Annotated in this window: 15 protein-coding genes and 4 pseudogenes; 15 read left to right on the forward strand and 4 right to left on the reverse strand. The window is 38.8% G+C overall.

What is annotated here, in order from left to right:
• The 3 genes from DPG01_RS15850 to DPG01_RS15860 form a co-directional block, all read left to right on the forward strand.
• Positions 1 to 938, forward strand: a 938-nt coding sequence (locus tag DPG01_RS15850) for a TolC family protein (protein WP_162622355.1), incomplete at its 5' end; no start/stop codon positions are given.
• On the forward strand, positions 935 to 3,067 hold the full coding sequence (locus DPG01_RS15855) for a type I secretion system permease/ATPase (RefSeq protein WP_000106054.1): 2,133 nt from the start codon (positions 935 to 937) through the stop codon (positions 3,065 to 3,067). The genes DPG01_RS15850 and DPG01_RS15855, both read left to right, overlap by 4 nt.
• The gene (locus tag DPG01_RS15860) at positions 3,067 to 4,257 is read left to right on the forward strand and encodes an HlyD family efflux transporter periplasmic adaptor subunit (RefSeq protein WP_044112084.1); all 1,191 of its coding nucleotides are present in this window, start codon (positions 3,067 to 3,069) and stop codon (positions 4,255 to 4,257) included. Before DPG01_RS15855 ends, DPG01_RS15860 begins: the two co-directional genes overlap by 1 nt.
• A 195-nt stretch (positions 4,258 to 4,452) precedes the next feature.
• Here DPG01_RS15860 and DPG01_RS15865 read toward each other — a convergent pair.
• The 3 pseudogenes from DPG01_RS15865 to DPG01_RS15875 form a co-directional block, all read right to left on the reverse strand.
• A pseudogene (locus DPG01_RS15865) lies at positions 4,453 to 4,614 on the reverse strand (transposase domain-containing protein); the annotation flags it as partial.
• A 31-nt stretch (positions 4,615 to 4,645) separates the two neighbouring features.
• Positions 4,646 to 4,732 (reverse strand): annotated as a pseudogene (locus DPG01_RS15870) (hypothetical protein); the annotation flags it as partial.
• 58 nt (positions 4,733 to 4,790) lie between these two features.
• Positions 4,791 to 5,021, reverse strand: a pseudogene (locus DPG01_RS15875) (transposase domain-containing protein); the annotation flags it as partial.
• 116 nt (positions 5,022 to 5,137) lie between these two features.
• Between DPG01_RS15875 and DPG01_RS15880 the strand changes: the two are divergent.
• Positions 5,138 to 5,882 (forward strand): annotated as a pseudogene (locus DPG01_RS15880) (IS5 family transposase); the annotation flags it as partial.
• A 23-nt stretch (positions 5,883 to 5,905) separates the two neighbouring features.
• Here DPG01_RS15880 and DPG01_RS15885 read toward each other — a convergent pair.
• The gene (locus DPG01_RS15885) at positions 5,906 to 7,324 is read right to left on the reverse strand and encodes a phosphate--AMP phosphotransferase (RefSeq protein WP_110975750.1); all 1,419 of its coding nucleotides are present in this window, start codon (positions 7,322 to 7,324) and stop codon (positions 5,906 to 5,908) included.
• A gap of 543 nt (positions 7,325 to 7,867) precedes the next feature.
• Between DPG01_RS15885 and DPG01_RS15890 the strand changes: the two genes are divergently transcribed.
• From DPG01_RS15890 to DPG01_RS19040, 11 genes are all read left to right on the forward strand, one after another.
• Positions 7,868 to 8,563, forward strand: a complete 696-nt coding sequence (locus DPG01_RS15890) for a TetR/AcrR family transcriptional regulator (RefSeq protein WP_110975751.1) — start codon at positions 7,868 to 7,870, stop codon at positions 8,561 to 8,563.
• Positions 8,564 to 8,567: 4 nt separating this feature from the next.
• Positions 8,568 to 9,965, forward strand: a complete 1,398-nt coding sequence (locus DPG01_RS15895) for an efflux transporter outer membrane subunit (RefSeq protein ID WP_004985741.1) — start codon at positions 8,568 to 8,570, stop codon at positions 9,963 to 9,965.
• Positions 9,966 to 9,983: 18 nt separating this feature from the next.
• Positions 9,984 to 11,042 (forward strand): HlyD family secretion protein, encoded by a 1,059-nt coding sequence (locus tag DPG01_RS15900; protein ID WP_004907097.1) that lies wholly within the window; start codon positions 9,984 to 9,986, stop codon positions 11,040 to 11,042.
• Entirely contained in the window at positions 11,039 to 13,795 is a 2,757-nt protein-coding gene (gene rbbA / locus DPG01_RS15905) for a ribosome-associated ATPase/putative transporter RbbA (protein WP_005001585.1), read from the forward strand. Before DPG01_RS15900 ends, rbbA begins: the two co-directional genes overlap by 4 nt.
• 1 nt (position 13,796) lies before the next feature.
• The gene (locus tag DPG01_RS15910; protein ID WP_004907092.1) at positions 13,797 to 14,921 is read left to right on the forward strand and encodes an ABC transporter permease; all 1,125 of its coding nucleotides are present in this window, start codon (positions 13,797 to 13,799) and stop codon (positions 14,919 to 14,921) included.
• Between the two features lie 141 nt (positions 14,922 to 15,062).
• Positions 15,063 to 16,655, forward strand: a complete 1,593-nt coding sequence (locus DPG01_RS15915) for a Na/Pi cotransporter family protein (RefSeq protein ID WP_004985732.1) — start codon at positions 15,063 to 15,065, stop codon at positions 16,653 to 16,655.
• Positions 16,656 to 16,704: 49 nt separating this feature from the next.
• Positions 16,705 to 17,973: an MgtC/SapB family protein gene (locus DPG01_RS15920; protein ID WP_004907087.1), complete on the forward strand. Its 1,269-nt coding sequence runs from the start codon at positions 16,705 to 16,707 to the stop codon at positions 17,971 to 17,973.
• Positions 17,974 to 18,085: 112 nt separating this feature from the next.
• Positions 18,086 to 20,164 carry a polyphosphate kinase 1 gene (gene ppk1 / locus DPG01_RS15925; RefSeq protein WP_005137621.1) on the forward strand — a complete coding sequence of 693 codons (2,079 nt, stop codon included), beginning with the start codon at positions 18,086 to 18,088 and terminating at the stop codon, positions 20,162 to 20,164.
• 159 nt (positions 20,165 to 20,323) lie between these two features.
• Positions 20,324 to 20,719 carry a transposase family protein gene (locus DPG01_RS15930; RefSeq protein ID WP_079270859.1) on the forward strand — a complete coding sequence of 132 codons (396 nt, stop codon included), beginning with the start codon at positions 20,324 to 20,326 and terminating at the stop codon, positions 20,717 to 20,719.
• Positions 20,667 to 20,933, forward strand: a complete 267-nt coding sequence (locus tag DPG01_RS19035; protein WP_005137618.1) for a transposase — start codon at positions 20,667 to 20,669, stop codon at positions 20,931 to 20,933. Before DPG01_RS15930 ends, DPG01_RS19035 begins: the two co-directional genes overlap by 53 nt.
• A gap of 38 nt (positions 20,934 to 20,971) precedes the next feature.
• On the forward strand, positions 20,972 to 21,139 hold the full coding sequence (locus DPG01_RS19040; protein ID WP_252149998.1) for a transposase: 168 nt from the start codon (positions 20,972 to 20,974) through the stop codon (positions 21,137 to 21,139).
• Positions 21,140 to 21,575 lie beyond the last annotated feature (436 nt).

The following is a 21,575-nucleotide window of genomic DNA, read 5'->3' on the forward strand; positions in this document are numbered from 1 at the left end:
AGATTGATGAGGTTGCACTTGAGGTTGCAAGTGCAATCGTGAATCTAAAACGCTATGAGGAAGTCTGTCGCATTGCACAGCAGCAAGTAGATGGGATTGCACGTATTGCTGAGATTGCCAATTTGCGTGCAAATGCTGGCATTAGCAGTCAGGCAGATCCCGTGCAGGCGAAGTCGTATCTTGAAGCTTCCCAATCAAATTTAATTGCTCAACAAACACAATTAAGACTGTATCAACAAAAATTACGGACTTTACTGGGCTTTGATATCAGTCGGATCAACTGGAAAATACCTGAAAATGTAGTCACTGAATCAAAGATTTTTGAAGCACCTAAAATCAATACGATTCCTACGATTATGTCTGCTCAAGCAGAAGTAAATGTCGCAAAAGCACAGAAAACTCAGACAGATCTCAGTCGTTACCCTACTTTAAATTTAGTTGGAACGCTAAGTCAGGCACTGAATGGTGTCAATCCAAACAATAACAAGGATGACGGATTTGATAGTTCAATTAAATTTGAAGCAAGCAGTAACTTCTTTCAGGGTGGATCAGTGGGGGCGCAAAGTCGCGCTGCAAGTTATGCAGAAGAAGCTGCCAAAGCCAAAGTACAAAATAGTTATATGGATATTCTGGAACAGATTCGCATGACTGAGGAACAAGTCACAAATAAACAACGGCAGATGCAGGTTTTGGTTGCCAGACAATCAACCACCACCAGAACAAAAGAATTATATCAGGAGCAATATAAGCTTGGTACGCGGACAGTAGTGGACTTACTTAATGCTGAACAAGCTATTCATAGTGCAAATATGGAAATTGAAAATAATCGTTATGATATTTATGCAAATCTAGTCCAACTTATCTCGACTACAGGTCAATCACGAGATGTTTATCATCTTAATCGTCTATCCATTCAGGGGGTTAAGGTTCAGCCATGAGTACGATGAATTACCAGCCATATCTTCAGGCAATTTTATTGATTGCCAAACATTATCGTATCGAAACCTCTGAAGAACGTATCCGTTTGCAGATGGATTGGGCAGGGGCTAGTGCAGCAGATGAGGTCGTGAAAACGATTGCACGTCAGATTGGCTTAAGTGTACGTAAAAGTAAATTTTCAAAAGAGATGCTTAATCCATGGCGTTTACCAGTCATCGTGGTATTCAAGGATGGTCAAGTTGGTGTGGTTGATCAGGCAGATGTCGATCATAATGTCAGTATCCAGATGAGTGGTGATCAGGGGCTTGCGCAAAGTTTTGTTGCTTCTGACCTTCAACATGAAATTGAAAGTGTTTATATCCTGCGACCTGAAAAATCAGTTGCAGATGCGCGTATTGATGAATATATCAAACCTTATGAGAGTAGTTGGTTCTGGTCGATCGTGTTACGTGACTGGAAACGATATATCGATATTATGTTTGCATCATTAATTGCAAATATTCTGGCACTGGCAACCATTATATTTTCAATGCAAGTCTATGATCGAGTCGTGCCTTCTCAGTCAATTCCTACGTTATGGGTGTTGGCAGGTGGTGTATTGATTGCGGCAATTTTTGAATTTGTTTTACGTGTAGCGCGTATCTATTTATCAGATATTATTGGTAAACGAGCAGACTTGCGTATTTCAGATCGGGTTTTTGGTCATACGCTCAGAATTAAAAATAGTGAGCGTTCCAAATCAACAGGTACTTTTATTTCCCAAATTCGGGAGTTGGAAGGGGTGCGGGAGCTAGTCACCTCAACGACGATTAGCGCCATTGCCGACTTGCCATTTTTCTTTTTATTTTTGGTTATATTCTGGATCATTGGCGGCAATCTTTTCTGGGTCATGGTACTTGTTGTACCGCTTATGATTATTCCAGCCATATTGGCACAAAGACCACTGGCTAAACTTGCCAGAGAGGGAATGCGTGAGTCTTCGATTCGTAATGCAATATTGGTGGAATCAGTGCAAGGCATAGAGGACATTAAGCTGTTACGCGCTGAATCCAGATTCCAGAATCAATGGAATCATATGAATGAAATGTCTGCCGATATTAGTATGAAGCAGCGTAAAATAGTGGGCGTGATGACTGCATGGACGCAAAAAGTCCAAGGTCTGACTTATGCTCTTGTGGTACTTGTTGGCTGTTTTGCCGTGATTAGTGGAGAAATGACCACAGGTGCATTGGTTGCATGCTCAATTTTATCTTCACGAATGTTGGCACCAATTGCACAAATTACGGGTGTTTTGGGACGTTTACAGCAAGCCAAAGTCGCAAAAAGTAGTCTTGATGAGTTAATGAAAAAGCCAGTTGACCAACCTGATCGGGCGCATTTGATCCATCGCTCAGTATTGTTGGGTGATTATCAATTGAATGGCACTTTATTTAAATATAATCAAGATGATGCAAAACCCAATCTAGCGATTGCTCAACTAGCAATTCGGGCGGGAGAGAAAATTGCAATTTTAGGCCGAAATGGCGCGGGGAAATCCACATTATTGCAATTATTATCAGGCATGCAAATGCCGCAGCAAGGTAATATTTATCTTGATGGTCTTGATTTATCACTGATTGATCCTGCTGATATTCGTCGTGATACAGGGTTACTTAATCAGAGTGCGCATTTGTTTTATGGCACAATCAGGGAAAACCTAACTTTAGGCGCACCTTTAGCCTCAGATGATGACTTGATTCAGGCGCTCAAAATGACAGGAGCTTGGTCATTTGTACAAGATAAAAAAGAAGGTCTTGATCATCTTGTACTTGAGGGTGGCTTAGGTTTCTCTGGTGGACAACGGCAGGCTTTGTTGCTGTCACGCTTGCTTATTCGCCAACCTAATATTGTATTGTTAGATGAGCCAACAGCGTCGATTGATGATGTAGCAGAAAAACAATTTATTGATCATCTAATGAATTGGATGGGGCATCGGACTTTAATTGTTGCAACTCATCGGCGAGCTGTTTTGGCATTAGTTGATCGAATTATTGTCATGAATGAGGGGAAAATTGTGATGGATGGTCCACGCGATCAGATTTTGAGTCAATCAAATAATCAAACTCATCCATCCAGTGGGGCACAATAATGAATGAACAACCACAACAAACAAAACGTCCTGCTAAAGCTTCATTTCATGAACCACCTTTACCTAAATCGAGTATGGTCATCTGGATTATTGGCTTAGGACTTTTGGTGTTCTTTATATGGGCTGCTTTATTTAAATTGGAAGAAGTTTCTACAGGTACGGGTAAAGTTATTCCATCTTCTAAAGAGCAAATTATTCAGTCATTAGAGGGTGGTATTTTGACCAAACTCGATGTTAAAGAAGGTGATATTGTAGAAAAAGGCACCATATTGGCACAACTTGATCCGACTCGCTTTGCATCTAATGTAGGTGAATCGCAGTCTTTGCTCGTTTCTTCATTGGCCACTTCGGCACGTTTACGGGCAGAAGTAAATGGAACTGCATTACAATTTCCCGAGATAGTTCAAAAAGATTCGCAATTGGTTCGTGAAGAAACACAGTTGTATAATACACGACGGAAAAATTTAGAAGAGTCAATATCAGATCTAACGACTTCTTTAACATTGGTACAGCAAGAGCTAAGAATGACTGAGCCGTTAGTTGCTAAAGGAGCTGCAAGTGAGGTAGAGGTTTTAAGGTTAAAACGTCAAGCTTCTGATTTACAAAAGCAAATTAATGATACACGTAGTCAGTATTATGTAAAAGCAAGGGAAGAATTATCCAAAGCCAATACCGACGTAGAAACACAACGGCAGATTGTGAAAGGAAAATCAGATACATTAAATCGTACAGTCTTTAGAGCGCCTGTTCGCGGTGTGGTAAAAGAAATCGATGTAATGACTTTAGGTGGCGTAATTCCTCCTAATGGCAAGATTATGACGATTGTGCCGTTAGATGAACAGCTTCTGATCGAAGCTAGAATTTCGCCAAGAGATATTGCCTTTATTCGTCCAAACCAACAAGCTTTAGTCAAAATTACAGCGTACGATTATGCGATATATGGCGGATTACATGGCAAAGTGACCGTGATATCTCCTGATACGATTCGAGATGAAGTTAAACAGGATCAATTTTACTATCGGGTTTATATTCGCACTGATTCAGATAAGCTGCGAAATAAACAGGGTAAGACTTTTGCGATTACGCCTGGAATGGTGGCGACAGTTGATATTCGCACTGGACAGAAAACAGTGCTGGACTATTTGATTAAGCCATTCAATAAAGCCAGAGAAGCGTTAAGAGAAAGATAAAGTCTTAAATTTTATGGATTTTGTAGTGATACAAAATCCTTTTTTTAATTTTAGATATCTCATTACTGCGCACGAACCACAAGCCGATAATACCCAATCAATAAAAAAATACCTGTCGCACAGCTCAAAAATATGAGTTTAGTTAAAACCAGATAAGTTTGAGTGTAAGCGTCCGCTGAACCCCATGCCCATTTTTTAATTTGAGTTGGATTTCCAGCGATGTGGCAGTAATTCTTCTATTTGGGTCGCTTTATGCGTCGGTAGCCTTTTCAGCACATCACTTAAATAGGCATACGGATCCAAGCCATTCAGCTTTGCTGACTGGATTAATGTCATGATATTGGCTGCTCGCTGACCGTAAGCGTCCGCTGAACCCCATGCCTATTTTTTAATTCGATTTAGGTTTCCAGCGGTGTGGCAGTAACTCTTCAATTTGGGTCGCTTTATGCGTCGGCAGCCTTTTCAGCACATCACTTAAATAGGCAGTAAGCGTCCGCTGAACGTAAGCGTCCGCTGAACCCCATGCCTATTTTTTAATTCGATTTAGGTTTCCAGCGGTGTGGCAGTAACTCTTCAATTTGGGTCACTTTGTGTGTCGGCAGCCTTTTCAGCACATCACTTAAATAGGCATACGGATCCAAGCCATTCAGCTTTGCTGACTGGATTAACGTCATGATGTTTGCCGCTCGCTGACCACTGCGCAGCGAACCTGCAAACAGCCAGTTCTTGCGCCCCAACGCCCAGGGACGCATCTGATTTTCAATCGGCTTTGTTGCACAAAGATTTCATAACTATTTGATTTTAAAAGTTTTGATTATTTTTTGATCCAAAATTAAATTTATTTAAATCAGATGCTTACATATTTATGCAACAAAGCCCTGAAATGGTCGAGGTTTTAGAAAAAGCAGAATCACTCAAAAAGAAATCAGGTCGTCCTCATACTTTAGATATAGAGGATCAGTTGTTATTAACTCTCAATTACTTACGGAACTACAGCACTCAACTGGAATTAGCGGCAAATTACCATATCGCTGAAAGTAATGTGAATCGAACCATTAAAAAGGTTGAAGATGCATTGATGAAATCAAGACGTTTTACTCTGCCAAAACGAAGCATTACCACAGCAGACGAACACTTTAACTGGGTCATTATTGATGCGACAGAATGTTCAATAGAACGTCCGAAAAAAAAATCAGAGTAAGTTCTACAGTGGTAAAAAGAAGAAACATACGCTAAAAGCACAAGTGATCTATCATCCGAACAGCAAACAAATCATAGGGCTAGATATATCGAATGGCAGTCAGCATGATATTAAATTGGCAAGAAAAACGGTTAAGAAATTCAAACATTGTGAATATGTTATGACCGATTTAGGGTACTACGGATTAGAGCAGGATGGTTTTAAATTATTGATGCCCATAAAGAAAAAGAAGAATTCCCCCTTATTTAAGGCTGAGAAAAAGTACAATAGAATGATTGGAAAAATACGAGTTGTGATCGAACATATCAATAGTCAATTGAAAAGATTTAGAATATTAAGTGAACGCTATCGAAATAGACGGAAAAGATTCGGTTTACGCATTAATTTAATCGCTGCATTGGTAAACCGGATAAACTTGCAATAATGACTTTCGCAAGAGATCTAATCTTATAAGTTTTCTAAGTGACCTAAATTTTTATTTTGTACGCTATGAAGGATAGTTTGCAAAATTTCAATTCGTGCAGCATATTTACTATCATTGGCAATGATGTGCCAAGGAGAAATATCTGTGCTCGTATATTTGAACATATCTGATGCTGCTTGTAAGTAGGCATCCCACTTTTCTCTATTACGCCAATCATCTTCTGTTAATTTGAAGCTTTTTTGAGGTGTATTTTTTCGCTTGTAAAAACGACGTAATTGTTCATCTTTTGAAATTGCTAGCCAAAATTTTATAACAATTGTATTTGTATCAGACAGTTGTTTTTCGTACTGATTTATTTCTTCATAAGCATTTTGCCATTCTATTGGGTTAATTAAATCTTCTACACGTTCTACAAGTACACGTCCATACCAGCTGCGATCAAAAATATTAAGTGCCCCATTAGTTGAATGCTTATTCCAAAAACGCCACAAATAAGGACGTAATCGTTCAAAATTTTCTGGTGCTGAAATACTATGAATATTATATTCGTGTAGCCCTAGAAATTTAATGATGCGCTTAATTGAACTGCCTTTACCTGCGGCATCCATACCTTCAAAAACTAATACAACGTTATGTGATGAATAACGTAGAACATCTGCGACTTTCCTTTCTAGTTGTTTAATGGTTTTTTTATACTCTATGTGGCTAATTTCACTTTTTTTTATTTGAGTTAAAATTGAAGGAATAGGTGCCGCCTGATATTTAAATTTATTCTTAATTTGTACAGGTGGTAGTTTTAGATGTTTAAGTATTAATTGAGAAAACTGTGTATTTCTTTCTATATTGTTTTCACTATTAATGATTACCCAATCGTGGGTGAATCTATTTCTTAAAGTTTGAATTTGATTGTATAAGGTTTTAGTTTTCCATTTTTTTTGTGGAAAATCATCCCATGTAAAACGTGGAACTCTTTGGATTTTATCAATAATATCAATATTTTTTGTGCGAATTTTTACTTTGCTCCATGAAACTTCAAACCAAACTTTAATAATATCTACATTATTATTTTTTAAGTAACTTTCAAATTCATATATACGCTTTAAGTGTTCGTTGAATGTATTATTTTGTATTTCTTCATCATTTAATATAGTTGACGCTAGTAAATCAGTATACCAATTTCCATAAAAAAACATGATTTGTCCTTTTTTTGGAATGTCATTTATGTATGGTTGCCAAATTAATTTATTTTCTTTGACTCTATTTGGGGTTTCAGCCTTAATTTTTAAATATCTAGGATCCATTAATTCACTTAGCTTTTTGATTGATTGATTTTTTCGCGTTAGTTCAATTCCGCCAATTATTACTAATATACTTTTTGATTTAGAATTCTTGAGTTTATATTGTTCTTGAATTAATTTAATGGAGAGGTCTTGATAATTCATTTTAAGTCTCGTTTAAAAAATTTTTAATAAAATAATTATAAATTCAGTTACAGTCAATGTTATTGTTTTATTATTAAAGTGGCTTTGTTGCATAAATATGTAAGCATCTGATTTAAATAAATTTAATTTTGGATCAAAAAATAATCAAAACTTTTAAAATCATATAGTTATGAAATCGTTGTGCAACAAAGCCTATTAAAGTTGTTTTGCAACAACTTTTTTTTGTACCATTAAAACAAAGCCGACTAAAAAGATCGGTATTTTTTTTATTATTATTTTTATTAGTATTTTTAATGTAAGTTATTGTTATGTATTTATATTTAAAATATTAAAATATTAAAATATAAATTTTGACCTTTTATTATTTTAAGTTTATATTAGACTTCTTGCGTTAGTCAAATTTTAAGCAGTCAAAAGCTATATTTTATAAGGTTTTAGCCAATTCAAAAATTAGATAAAACTATACTTTCGCAAGAGGTCTATTCTTTTCAGAAAAAGTTGTTGACAGCAATATTTTTATATGTCTTTGGAGGGAGGGCTGTTGTGAGTCTTGAGATTTCAACTGTTTTAGAACATAAAGAAAACTTGAATAATGCTTTTTTTAAGAAAAAGACACAGGTTAGAGCAATTGAATCTGATTTAAAGATGGTGAATCAGACTATTAAGCTTCTATCGGAAGGTGGCGTTAATGCAGTTACATTAGAGGCAGTAGGTGTGAATGCTGGATACAGTCGCGGTTTAGTTTCTCGGCGCTATGGTTCTAAGGATCAATTACTTGTTCGAGTTTTAAATTATTTGGAAAACTGGTTAAATGAGAAATCTAAAATTGCAACTAATAATAAATATGGTTTAGATGCTATTAATTCATTAATTTTAAGTATTTCAGATGATTTTTATTTGAATCGTGAAAAATATAGAGCATATTTTTGGTTGAGATTTTATGGTTTAGAGCAAAATAAAATTTTAAATGAATGTCTGGTAAGATTTCATAATATGCGTGAGGAAAACACTATTAAATGGCTTAAAGAAGCATTAGCTCTAGAGGAATTATCAAGAAATGTAGATATTGAAATGGTACATGATTTTATTAAAACATCATTGATGGGTTTAGTTCATAACTGGATGGTAGATCCTAATTTTAATATTGAAATTAGATTGAAGCAGTTAGTTTATATTCATTTAAAAAATATGTTTTCAAATTCTCATTTTTATCATTCTGTTAATTTTTGGGGTGAATAATATTATGCAATTTACCCAATTAAAATATAGTAGTTTTTTAATTATATTCAGTATTACTGGTTGTCAACAAATAGATCCTTATCAGAAGCCTAAAATTTCTTTATCTCATAATTATCCGATTCAAACTCAGCACTCTTACCAAGCACTTTCTTGGATTGATTATGTCAAAGATCAACAACTTATTAATATTGTCGATCTGGCACTAGTGGCGAATCAGGATTTAAAGATTGCTTCATTACGTATGCATGAAGCACAAGCGGCTTATAACATTCAACGTGCTGAACTTTTTCCGAATATAGGTGGTACTGCGAGCATGGAACGCAGTCATGTGCCTGCCGACTTATCTTATGTCGGTAGAGAAGTGACATCCAGTCAGTATTCTGTGGGTCTTGGCATGAACCAATGGGAGCTGGATTTGTGGGGTCGTATCCGCAGCTTGAATGAAGCGGCTTTGCAGCAATTTCTTGCAGTTGAAAGCAATGTGCGTGCAGCACGCAATAGTATTATGCAGCAAACTGTTCAAAGTTATTTAACGTTATCTGAACTGGATAAACGCATCCATTTTGCTCAGCGCTCTGTACAGAATTATGAAAAATCAGTACGAATTTTTAAGCGCCGTTTTGAGGTGGGTGCAGGCTCTAAAGTGGAATACATGCAAGCAAAAACAATGCTCAGTAATGGTCAAGCTTTAGTGGCTGAATTACAGAAATCCCGTGCACTGACTGCAAACTATTTAGTGCAATTGGTGGGACAGCCGATTTCTTTGCCTAAAACAGATTTAGATCAAGTGACTTTTAAAACAAGTATGCTACAAACGGGTTTGCCTTCAGACTTATTGTTGAACCGTCCTGATATTCATGCTGCGGAAGCAATGCTTAAATCTAAGCATGCCAATATCTATGCGGCACGCGCAGCATTTTTTCCACGTATCGCACTGACGGGCAGTTTTGGAACAGCCAGTGCAGATTTAGACGATTTATTTAAATCTGGCAGCAGTGTTTGGTCGTTTGCTCCAAGTATCAGTGTGCCTATTTTTACTGCGGGTCGTCTAAAAAATAATTTGACCTTAGCAGAAGTGCGTAAAGAGATTGCAGTGGCAGAGTATGAAAAGACGGTACAGAACGCATTCCGTGAAGTCTCTGATGCACTGGTTCAACAGAAATATTTAGATCAACAATTACGGATTCAGAAACAAGGACTCAGTGCTTTCCAGGAAACTGCACGGCTGGCACAACTGCGTTATGACAACGGTGCTGTGGGATATTTAGACGTTTTGGATGCACAGCGCAATTTACTTAGTGCAGAACAGCAATGGATTGAAACGCAAAGTAGCTTAATGCAGTCCTATGTCAGTCTTTATTTTGCCTTGGGTGGTGACACCGCATTTGCAAAAAAAATTTAAAATATTGGGTAATTAAACATGAATTTTAAGAAAATAACCATTGCTGGGTTCATCGTTGTTTTAGGGTTGGTCGCTTATCTGATCTGGAAAAATATGAATAAGCCAGACACTGATGCCTTAGTCAGTGGCAATGGACGTATTGAAGCCACTGAAATTAACGTATCTAGTAAGCTATCTGGTCAGTTAGAAGAAATTTTGGTTAAAGAAGGTGACTTTGTCGAGCCTGGTCAAATCTTGGCGCGGGTTAAAATTTCGACTTTAGAAGCCCAGTTACGTGAATTGGAAGCACAACAGCGTCAAGCCCAGGATGCGATTGCGACAGCGGAAGCACAAGTGGCGATGCGGATCAGCGAAAAAGCCGCCGCTGAAGCCATGGTACAACAGCGTGAAACAGAACTGATGGCGGCTAAAAATCGTTTAGCGCGTACCGAAGTTTTAGCCAAAGAAGGCGCATCGTCCAAGCAACAACTGGATGATGAACGTGCCGCAGCACAGCAAGCCATTGCGGTATTAAGCGCAGCCAAAGCACAGGTACAAAGTGCCCAAGGGGCAATTGTTGCGTCTAAAAGCCAAGTGTCAGCCGCACATTCTCAAGTCGATGCCATCAAAGCCTCGGTGGAACGGATTAAATTTGATATGGATGATGCACAGTTACGTGCACCATTAAAAGCACGTGTTCAGTTCCGTGTCGCGCAGCCGGGTGAGTTGGTGGCAGCGGGCGGGCGTGTGCTCAATCTGATTGATTTATCTGATGTGTATATGACGTTCTTTTTGCCTGAAACCGTTGCAGGTAAAATTGCTATTGGAACAGAAGTACGTATTGTATTGGATGCTGCGAAAAATGTGGTGATTCCAGCTACAGTGTCTTTTGTTGCCGATACTGCACAGTTCACACCAAAATCGGTGGAAACGGAAAGCGAACGTCAAAAACTGATGTTCCGTGTTAAAGCGAAAATTGATCCAACTTTATTGAACAAATATATCGAACAAGTCAAAACAGGTTTGCCAGGTGTGGCATATATCAAAATTGATGATCAGGCAGCTTGGCCGACATTTTTAGAGAACACAGTTAAATGATGACACAACAATCTGAAAAAGGATCGGTTGTTGCAGAAATTGAAAATGTTAGTCTGAAATATGGAAAAACGGTTGCACTGAATCAAGTGTCGCTATCCTTACCAGCAGGCTGCATGATCGGTTTAATCGGTCCAGATGGGGTGGGGAAATCCAGTCTATTGGCTTTGCTGTCAGGGGCGAAAATTGTACAGCAAGGTCGCTTAAAGGTGTTGGGCGGTGATATTGCCGATAAACAACACCGTACCCGTGTTTGCCCACATATTGCCTATATGCCGCAGGGTTTAGGGAAAAACCTATATAAAACTTTATCGGTTGAAGAGAATTTACAGTTTGTGGCACGTCTGTTTGGGCATGATGCTGCCGAGCGACGCAAACGGATTGATGATCTGACCAAAAGCACAGGCTTGTACAATTTTCTCGACCGTCCTGCGGGTAAATTATCGGGTGGGATGAAGCAGAAATTAAGTCTGTGCTGTTCTTTGATTCATGATCCCGATTTTCTGATTTTAGATGAGCCGACCACAGGGGTTGACCCTTTGGCACGGGCGCAATTTTGGGAACTGATTAACCGCATTCGCAAAGTTCGTCCACAGATGAGTGTTATTGTTGCTACTGCTTATATGGATGAAGCACAAGGCTTTGACTGGCTGGCGATGATGGATGATGGGCAGATTTTAAAAACTGGCACACCACAAGAATTATTGACTGAAACGCAATGTAACAGTTTAGAAGATGCTTTTATTCAACTATTGCCAGAAGAAAAAAAGCTCGGCTATGAGCCTGTGGTGATTCCGCCTTTACCTGACTACGGTTCAGAAAGCTATGCTCTTGAAGCGCAAGATTTAACAGTGAAATTTGGTGATTTTACTGCGGTAGATCATGTTAATTTTAAAATTAAGCGTGGTGAAATATTTGGTTTCTTAGGCTCGAATGGTTGTGGTAAATCCACCACCATGAAAGTGCTGACGGGACTTTTAGAAGCCTCAGAAGGTCAGGCGTGGCTGTTTGGTGAGCCTGTAGAGGGCAACAATATTGAAACTCGTCGCCGTGTCGGCTATATGTCGCAGGCATTTTCCCTATACAGCGAGCTGACCATTGTGCAGAATTTGGTCTTACATGCCAAATTATTTCATGTACCAAAAGAACAGATTGAGCCACGTGTACAGCTCATGCTGGAGCGTTTTGACCTGGAAGAAGTCAAAGAAAAACTGCCCGATGATTTGCCCTTGGGGGTTCGTCAGCGTTTATCACTCGCAGTGGCACTGGTGCATAATCCTGAAATTTTAATTCTGGATGAACCAACATCTGGGGTTGACCCGATTGCGCGTGATAATTTCTGGCGCTATTTAATCAATTTGTCGCGTAATGATGGGGTCACGATCTTTATTTCAACTCATTTTATGAACGAAGCGTTGCGCTGTGACCGAATGTCAATGATGCACGCTGGACGAGTGCTTGACAGTGCGTCACCAGCACAGCTGATAAAAAACCGCCATGCTGAAACACTTGAAGAAGCTTTTATCGGTTATTTGATTGATGCTGGTGCAGGCACTAAAGATCAGCCCAATGATTTGGCGAAAAGTATTGCTGAAACAAATGGCAGTAAAGAACTGAATGCCAAGCCAAAAAAATTCAGTTTGCGCCGGTTATTGAGTGTTGCCTGGCGTGAATCTTTGGAGTTGGCGCGTGATCCGATTCGCGCCACCATGGCTTTAATGGGGTCATTAATTTTACTGCTGGTCATGGGCTACGGCATCACCATGGATGTTGAAGACCTCAAATTCGCTGTGTTGGATCGTGACCAAACGAGCTTAAGTCAAAACTACAGCATGAGTATTGCAGGGTCGCGTTATTTTATCGAACAGCCAGCGCTGCAAAGCTATGATGATATTGATCAGCGTATGCGTAGTGGGGATATTTCCTTGGCGATAGAAATTCCGCCAAATTTTGCTCGTGATGTTGCTCGTGGTGAACAGGTGCAAGTCGCTGCGTGGATTGATGGTGCGATGCCACAGCGTGCAGAAACTGTGCAAGGTTATGTGCAGGGGATTCACACGTATTGGCTGATGCAAAAAGCATTGGAACAAAGTGGTTATAAAACATCTAGTACTGTGAGTGTTGAAACTCGTTACCGCTATAACCCAGATATTAAAAGTTTACCTGCGATGACCCCCGCAGTATTGCCTTTATTATTACTGTTGATTCCTGCCATGTTGACTGCTTTATCTGTGGTGCGAGAAAAAGAATTAGGTTCGATTGTGAATTTGTATGTCACACCAGTGACGCGGACAGAATTTTTAATTGGTAAACAGATTCCATATATCTTGTTGGCAATGTTGAACTATTCCCTTATGTGTTTGGTCATGGTTACTTTATTTGATGTACCTGTAAAAGGTAGCTTCTTTGCTCTGACCTTAGCTTCTTTTTTGTTTGTAATTTTTGCCACAGGTATGGGCCTATTGGCATCTACTATTACCAAAAGCCAGATTGCTTCAATGTTTTTAGTCATGATTGGGACTTTGATACCAGTTATGCAGTTTGCTGGAATTATCAATCCTGTATCGTCTTTGGATGGGTTTGGACGCTGGTTTGGGGAAATTTATCCGGCAACGCATATGGTCAATATCAGTCGTGGAATTTTTAATAAAGGTTTGGGCTTTGATGATTTGAAACAGGCCATTTGGATCATGGCCATGGCTGTTCCGGTAGTAATGTTTGCTGCTATTGCCTTGCTGAAGAAACAGGAGCAATAAGATGTTCACAAAATTACAGAATATCTACCAGCTCGGCTGTAAAGAGCTTTGGAGTCTCTGGCGCGATCCAATCATGTTGGTGTTAATTATTTACACCTTTACCATCTCAGTATATACCGCATCAACAGCGGTCAAAGATACCTTGAATATGGCACCGATTGCGATTGTGGATGAGGATCACTCTACCTTGTCGGAACGGATTTCTTCAGCCTTTTATCCGCCTAATTTTATCAGTAAAACCACCACGCTTGGCACGATGGATGCAGGCATGGACGCAGGTGAATTTACCTTTGCGGTCAATATTCCGAGTAATTTCCAGTCGGATGTACTGTCGGGTGATGCAGCAGAAATTCAGGTTAATGTGGATGCAACCCGAATGACCCAAGCCATGTCTGGCGCAGGTTATATTCAGCAGATCATTCAATCTGAAGTAAATGAATATGTACTTCGCAATCGTGAAATTAGCCAGCTACCGATAGATTTGGCAATACGTTCCCGTTTTAATCCAACACTGGAAAATCAATGGTTTATGAGTGTCATGCGGATTATTAATAACGTGGCAATGCTTTCAATTATTCTGACTGGTGCAGCGCTGATTCGTGAACGTGAGCATGGCACCATTGAACATTTGATGGTGATGCCAGTAACGGTATTTGAAATCATGATGTCCAAAGTCTGGTCAATGAGTCTTGTGGTATTGATCGCAGTATTTGTTGGCTTAAAAGTCGTGATTCAGGGTGTATTGCATGTCCCGATTGATGGTAGTTTGCCGCTCTTTTTCTTTGGCGCCTTACTCACACTGTTTGCAACCACTTCGATGGGTATTTATATGGCAACCGTTTCAAAATCTATGCCGCAGTTTGGTTTGTTAATGATGCTGGTACTAATTCCAATGCAAATGCTGTCAGGCGGATCTACTCCACGCGAAAGCATGCCGGAAATTGTGCAGCAGGTCATGATGATTGCCCCAACTACACACTTCGTCTCTTTGGCTCAGGCCATTTTATACCGTAATGCAGGATTCGATGTGGTGTGGCCATCATTTGTATGGTTGTTAGGTATTGCGTCAGTGTTTTTTTATGTGTCTTGGAAGCGCTTTAAAGACACGATTCATACCATGGCGTAAAGGGTTTCCCTTTTGCAGGCAGATGACTCCCCGAATAGTCTGCCTGCTTTTTTTTTATTCTTTGATAATAATTCAATGGCGCAAGATTTAAATAAATGTCATTGAATAGCATAATTTTTTTGAAATTTATAGGGGAATGTAGTGCTTCAAATTCTCTCTGAACTATGTGGCGGTGTCGGTCTATTTTTAATTGGTATGACGTTACTGACTGATAGCCTTAAAGAAATTGCAGGTCAGACCTTGAAGGAGTTACTGACAAGGTTTACGGCAACGCCGTTTAAAGCCATGCTGTCAGGTTTGGGTATGACATTGCTGGTGCATTCATCTACAGCAACAATTGTCGCCGCCATTGGTTTTGTCGGAGCAGGGGTACTCAGTTTCACGCAAGCCATGAGTGTGGTGATTGGTGCCAATATCGGCACAACCAGTACTGGTTGGATTGTGGCATTTTTGGGCATGAAATTTTCCATTTCCATGTTGGCATTACCGATGATTGCTTTAGGCGCTCTGCTTAAACTCATCGCTAAAGGCCAAATGGCCTTATTGGGCCTTGTGATTGCAGGCTTTGGTCTGATTTTCTTTGGCATCGATGTTTTGCAAAAAGCCATGGCGGGGTTTGCTGTACACTCAGATTTATCCTTTTTTGGTTATGACAGCTTGTGGTCACAATTGGTTTTGGTGCTGATCGGCATCATTATGGCAATGCTGCTGCAGTCCTCTAGTGCATCTATTACAGCGACTATGGCTGCCTTAGTCAGTGGTGCGATTGACTTGCCGCAGGCGCTATATATGGTGATTGGGCAAAATATTGGTGCAGTCAGCATTACCGTGATTTCGGTGATTGGCGCTTCGATCAATGCCAAACGAACAGTTGCTGTGAACGTGATTTTTAATCTCGTGAGTGCGATTGCTGCATTTTTCCTGTTAGCACCGTTTTTTCTTTGGTTGATTAAACACAGTGCATTTTTCAGCAGCATTGATCAAGTGATTATGCTCGCGATGTTTCATACAGCATTCAGTGTGTTGGGGGCATGTATGTTTATGCCAAGTCTGAAATTTTTAGAACAGAAAATTATCCAATGGTTGCCAAGTAATAATCCTGCCATTTTAGACAGTCTGGATGATGCAAGTTTGCAAGTACCTGCCATTGCAGTACAGGCCGCGGAAAAGGCGGTATATTTCAGCATATTTGAGATTTTTAAAATTCTACAAATGGTTTTTCAGACCGGTACATTACCTAGACATCAACAGTTGAATACGCTGAATGAGATTATTCAGCATATTGAGCAGTATTTAGAAAAAATAGCGATTCCTGAGCATCCTGCACTCAAACAAAAATTCTTATCATTACTGCGAGTAATGGTCTATGTACGTGTCTTACATAATGATTTAGAGCGTTTAGATAATGCCATATTGCTACGAACACAGCCGGCAATTTTTCAGTTAGCACTAGATTATTGCAATATTTTAGAAAGTTACTTTTCACATATAGAACAGTTAGCAGATCGGTCAGTCATTGAAAATCTTAGAGCCGATTTAAATCAGTTAAAAAAATGGACCAGTAGCCATCGTGCCGAAACGCGTAAAAAAGTCATGGAATATACCGAAGTAAATCAATTAAGCGCATCCAAAGGGGTGGAATTATTAGCTGCACAGCGTTGGATGGATCGCTTAATTGCACATAGCTATCGTTTCTCTAACGTGATGTATGAGCGTCTTTTAGAGGAGTCTTGATGAATGTGGTTCATCGCATTTTTTATCCAGCTGTGTTGAGGCTAAGAAATTGAATACTGTATTACTAGATTTGTCCTTTCAAGAATTATTGAGAGTCATGGTATCTGCATTAGGCTGCGGTTTATTAATCGGTTTAGAACGGGAAAGGCATAATCGTAAAGAAAGTGAACCCAGTTTTGCCGGACTGCGTTCATTTACCATTTGCGCCTTGCTTGGGGCAGTATGTTTTTTACTACATCTTGCAGTAGGTATCTTAGGTGCATTTTCAGTCACGACTTTTTGTGTTTATAGCCTGATTAAACAAAAACAGGATATTGGTGCGACCACTGAACTGGCATTTTTGATGACCTATTTGATTGGTGCATTATGTGTGTTTAATGTGCCGCTTGCTGCAGGGTTAGCGGTAGTGTTGTGTCTGATTTTAATGGGCAAGCAGTCATTGCATTATTTTGCTGGCAATTGGATTCAGCATTTTGAACTGCGTGACGGTTTGTTTTTACTGGCACTGATTTTAATTGCCTTGCCACTGATGCCGGATCAGGCAATGTGGGGCACAGTACTCAATCCATATGTGATTCTAAAACTGCTGATCATGATTTTAGGCGTACAGTCCTTGGCACATATTGCTAAACGTCTCTTGCCAAACAATAAAGCCTTGATGTTGTCATCTTTGGCATCCGGTTTTGTTTCTAGCACCGCAACTATTGCCAGTTTGGGCATGGAAGTCCGTTCAGGCAAAGCAGAAGCCAAATCTAATGCTGGTGCAGGCTTAATTTCCTGTATTGCGACCCTGTTACAGCTGCTGATTATTGTCGCAGGGATTAATTTTGCTTGGTTTAAGGTTTTATTGTTGCCTTGCAGTATTGGCATTGCAGTGCTTTTGATCATTGCCTTGATGTTAATTCATTCATCCAAAGCGACGATGGGTCAACAGGCTACACCACAAAATGATATTACGCATATGGACAGTCGGATGTTCAGCATTAAGGAAGCCTTGATCATTGTGGTAACACTGACAGTGATTCAAGCAGCGGTATATGGCTTGAATGTAGTGTTGGGTGATAGCGGTTTGATTATTGGGGCATTCTTCGCTTCTTTATTTGAAGTGCATGCCGCCATGGCAACGGTGGTGATGCAAGGAACACCACAGCAGATGACGTTGGTCTACGCTATGATGATTGGTTTGGCTGCACATGCATTTTCTAAAAGCATCAATGCATTTTTAACTGGTGGCGGGAAATATTTTCTATATTTTGCCCCCGCACAAATGCTGCATATGGCGATTTTAATGGCGGTACTTTGGATGGTTATTCAGTAAATTTAGGATTTATTTTCAATATTTTAGAATGATATTTAAGTTTTTGTTTTGTAATTCTATTTATTTTTAGCCAACTAAAAATGGCATTGCTTTTAAGAAATATGGGTAGTATATGAATTCCGTAGTTACACAAGCCTCCCCCCCGGTATATGGTCAAGTTGAGCGATATATTAATCGCGAGTTGTCAATTTTAGATTTTAATTTACGTGTCTTAGAACAAGCGGTCGATCCTTTAAATCCACTCTTAGAAAAATTGAATTTTTTATTAATTTTTTCTAGAAATTTAGATGAGTTTTTTGAAATTCGTGTTGCAACTATGTTGGAACATTTTGTTCAAGAGCGAGACATACAAACGGCTGATGGTTTATCCCCACAAGAAATTTTACATCAAATTTCGGAGACAGCACATGCTGCGATTGAACGCCAATATCAAATTTTAAATGAGCAAATTTTTCCGCAGTTAAGAGAAGAAGGCATCAGCTTTTTAAGACGTGGAGAGTTAACTCAAGCACAATCTAATTGGGTCAAAAAATATTTTCAGGAACAGGTTGTACCAGCCTTAACACCAATAAGTTTAGATCCTGCGCATCCCTTTCCACGCTTGGTCAACAAATCACTTAATTTCATTGTGACTTTGGATGGTAAGGATGCCTTTGGCCGTCAGATCGATTTGGCAGTGGTTCCTGCACCACGTTCATTGCCACGTGTGGTGCGTTTGCCAGATGAGTTGACCGAAGGCAAAGAGCATCATGTGATGCTCTCTTCAATTATTCATACTCATGTGTCTGATTTATTTCCGGGAATGACGGCAACGGGTTGCTATCAATTTAGAGTAACCCGAAATGCAGATTTAACGTTAACTGAAGATGTTGAAGACTTAGCGGAAGCCTTAAAAGACGAACTCAGTTCACGCCGTTTTGGTCGGGCAGTACGTTTGGAGGTCAATAAAAATTGTCCATTACATATTTATGAATACCTACTCAAAGAATTCGATTTACATGCACATCAATTGTATCGTGTCGATGGGCCAGTTAATTTAGCTCGATTAGTTTCGGATTTTAAACGCCCATCTTTACGTTATGAACCTCATACTCCTGCGATACCAAAAATACTTAAAAAATCTGCCAGTATTTTTAGTGCGATGCAGAAAGAAGATATTTTACTGCATCATCCTTTTGAGTCGTTTAAACCTGTAATTCGATTATTACGTGAGGCTGCGCAAGATCCGCATGTTTTAGCTATTAAACAGACCTTGTACCGAAGTGGAGCGGACTCGGAAATTGTACAAATTTTGGCTGAAGCAGCAAGAAATGGTAAAGAAGTCACTGCAGTAATCGAGTTACGTGCACGGTTTGATGAAGAGTCCAATATTGCTGTAGCTAATGTATTGCAAGAAGCCGGTGCTGTTGTGGTATATGGTATTGTGGGCTATAAAACACATGCCAAAATGATTTTGGTCGTGCGTCGAGAAAATCAAAAATTGGTGCGCTACGCACATTTAGGCACAGGGAATTATCATGCAGGGAATGCTAAAATTTATACAGACTATGGATTATTAACTACAAATCAAGACTTATGTGAAGATGTACATCGTATTTTTCAAGAATTGACGGGTATGGGGAAGATGGTTAAGTTAAAGAAACTTCTACATGCACCTTTTACTCTACATAGCCAGTTAATTGTATTTATTGATAATGAAATTACCCTTGCTAAACAAGGTAAACCTGCAAAAATTATCATTAAGGTTAATGCACTGACAGAAGTTCAATTAATAAATAAATTATATGAGGCTTCTCAAGCAGGTGTACAAGTAGAATTAATCATTCGTTCTATTTGTTGTTTACGTCCAGGCCTAATTGGCTTATCAGAAAATATTCGTGTTCGCTCAATTGTAGGGCGTTTTCTTGAGCATACTCGTGTCTATTATTTTTACAATAATGGTGATACACGTGTGTATTGTTCTAGTGCTGACTGGATGGAGCGTAATTTATTTAAACGTGTTGAAGTGTGCTTTCCTATTGAAAATACTGGACTCAAAAAAAGAATTTATCAGCAAGGGTTAGAAAATTATTTAATGGATAATCAGCAATCATGGTTATTGCAAAGTGATGGTAGTTGGTGCCGTAACATCTCGACAGAAGATCAAAAGCCTCATAATGCACAACAGACGTTATTAGGTGATATTATTTGATAAAAAAATCCGGTTTTAAATTGGTTAAATCGGATTTTATTAATTTAAGATGCGTAAAAATTTCAAGTTAATAGATCTCTTTCATAAATCAAAAAAGCGATCATCTTTTTGATTAATATTTGTACCCCGGATTTTTTAGCATTAATGCATAATCTGCTGATGAAACACATCGATTCGAAGAAGCTTTCTGAAACACAGTTTAGGCGATATACAGGCATCTCATGGTCAACCTTTTATGTAATGGTGGAACAATTACAGAAGCAGGTTCCTGCTAAAGGTAGACCATCCAAGCTAAGTCTCGAAGACCAGGTTCTTCTGTGTCTGAGCTATTGGGGCGAGTATCGAACTTTATTTCACGTTGCAACAAGCTATGGTGTTTCAGAGCCAACAGCTTCGCGAATTGTACGTCATGTGGAAGACTGCTTAATTCAGTCAAACCTGTTCAATTTACCGAAGAATTTACCTGCAGGTGAAGGTATAGACTGGAATGTTGTCATCGTGGATGCCACAGAAATTCCAATACAAAGACCTAAAAAAACAGAAGAAAAGCTATAGTGGCAAGAAAAAGACGCATACCTTTAAAGTACAGGCCATGATTCACTATAAAACTCAGCAAATTCTGAGTTTATGTAGCAGTCCCGGTGCAGTGCATGATTTCGAGTTGCTCAAACGCAATTTAAATCAAATTCCTGAAGGGACTTTTATCCTTGCAGATAAAGGCTATCAAGGAATTTATGCTGTTTTTACACTAAGAGCCTATTGCCGTTAAAAGCCAAACGGCACTGTAAGTTAGATCCTCAGCTTAAAATGTATAACCAAGAGATTAACAGAAGAAGAATCGGGATTGAGCACGTATTTGGTCGACTTAAGACCTTTAAAATTCTAGCTGACCGTTACCGAAATAGAGGTAAGAGACTCGGTCTGAGATTCAACTTAATCGCTGGAATTTACCATATGGAATTGAGTGAAAAATGACTTATGAAAGAGATCTAATTAAGTAATCTGAATCCTGCTTAAGGAGTTAAGACCATTCATCTTTGAGCTGATCGATCATTTTGATCATAAAAAGCTCTGCAATTTAATCTAATATCTGTAAAAGTTAATCCTAAAATAACGTTTATCTTTTTATTTTTGAAGAAAAATCCTTATCCGAGATTCAGGTTAAGTATGTTGAATTATTTTATCTAATTTATGGAAAGTCGGTATAAAATGATTAAAAAACTTATTAGTAATATAATTAGACTTAATGGAATTAAGAATTTGTTCGCAGTAAATTTCATCTTTTTTCCTAGAAATTAATATTTTATATATTATAAGTATATTGCATTTTTATAAATATGGCAAACATTATATTAATTTTTAGTTGATTTAAAAAGTTGCTTTAAAGCAACTTTTTTTAAATATAATTATT

The sequence above is a fragment of the Acinetobacter sp. WCHAc060042 genome, assembly GCF_003231195.1.
In the GTDB taxonomy this organism is placed as follows: Bacteria; Pseudomonadota; Gammaproteobacteria; order Pseudomonadales; family Moraxellaceae; genus Acinetobacter.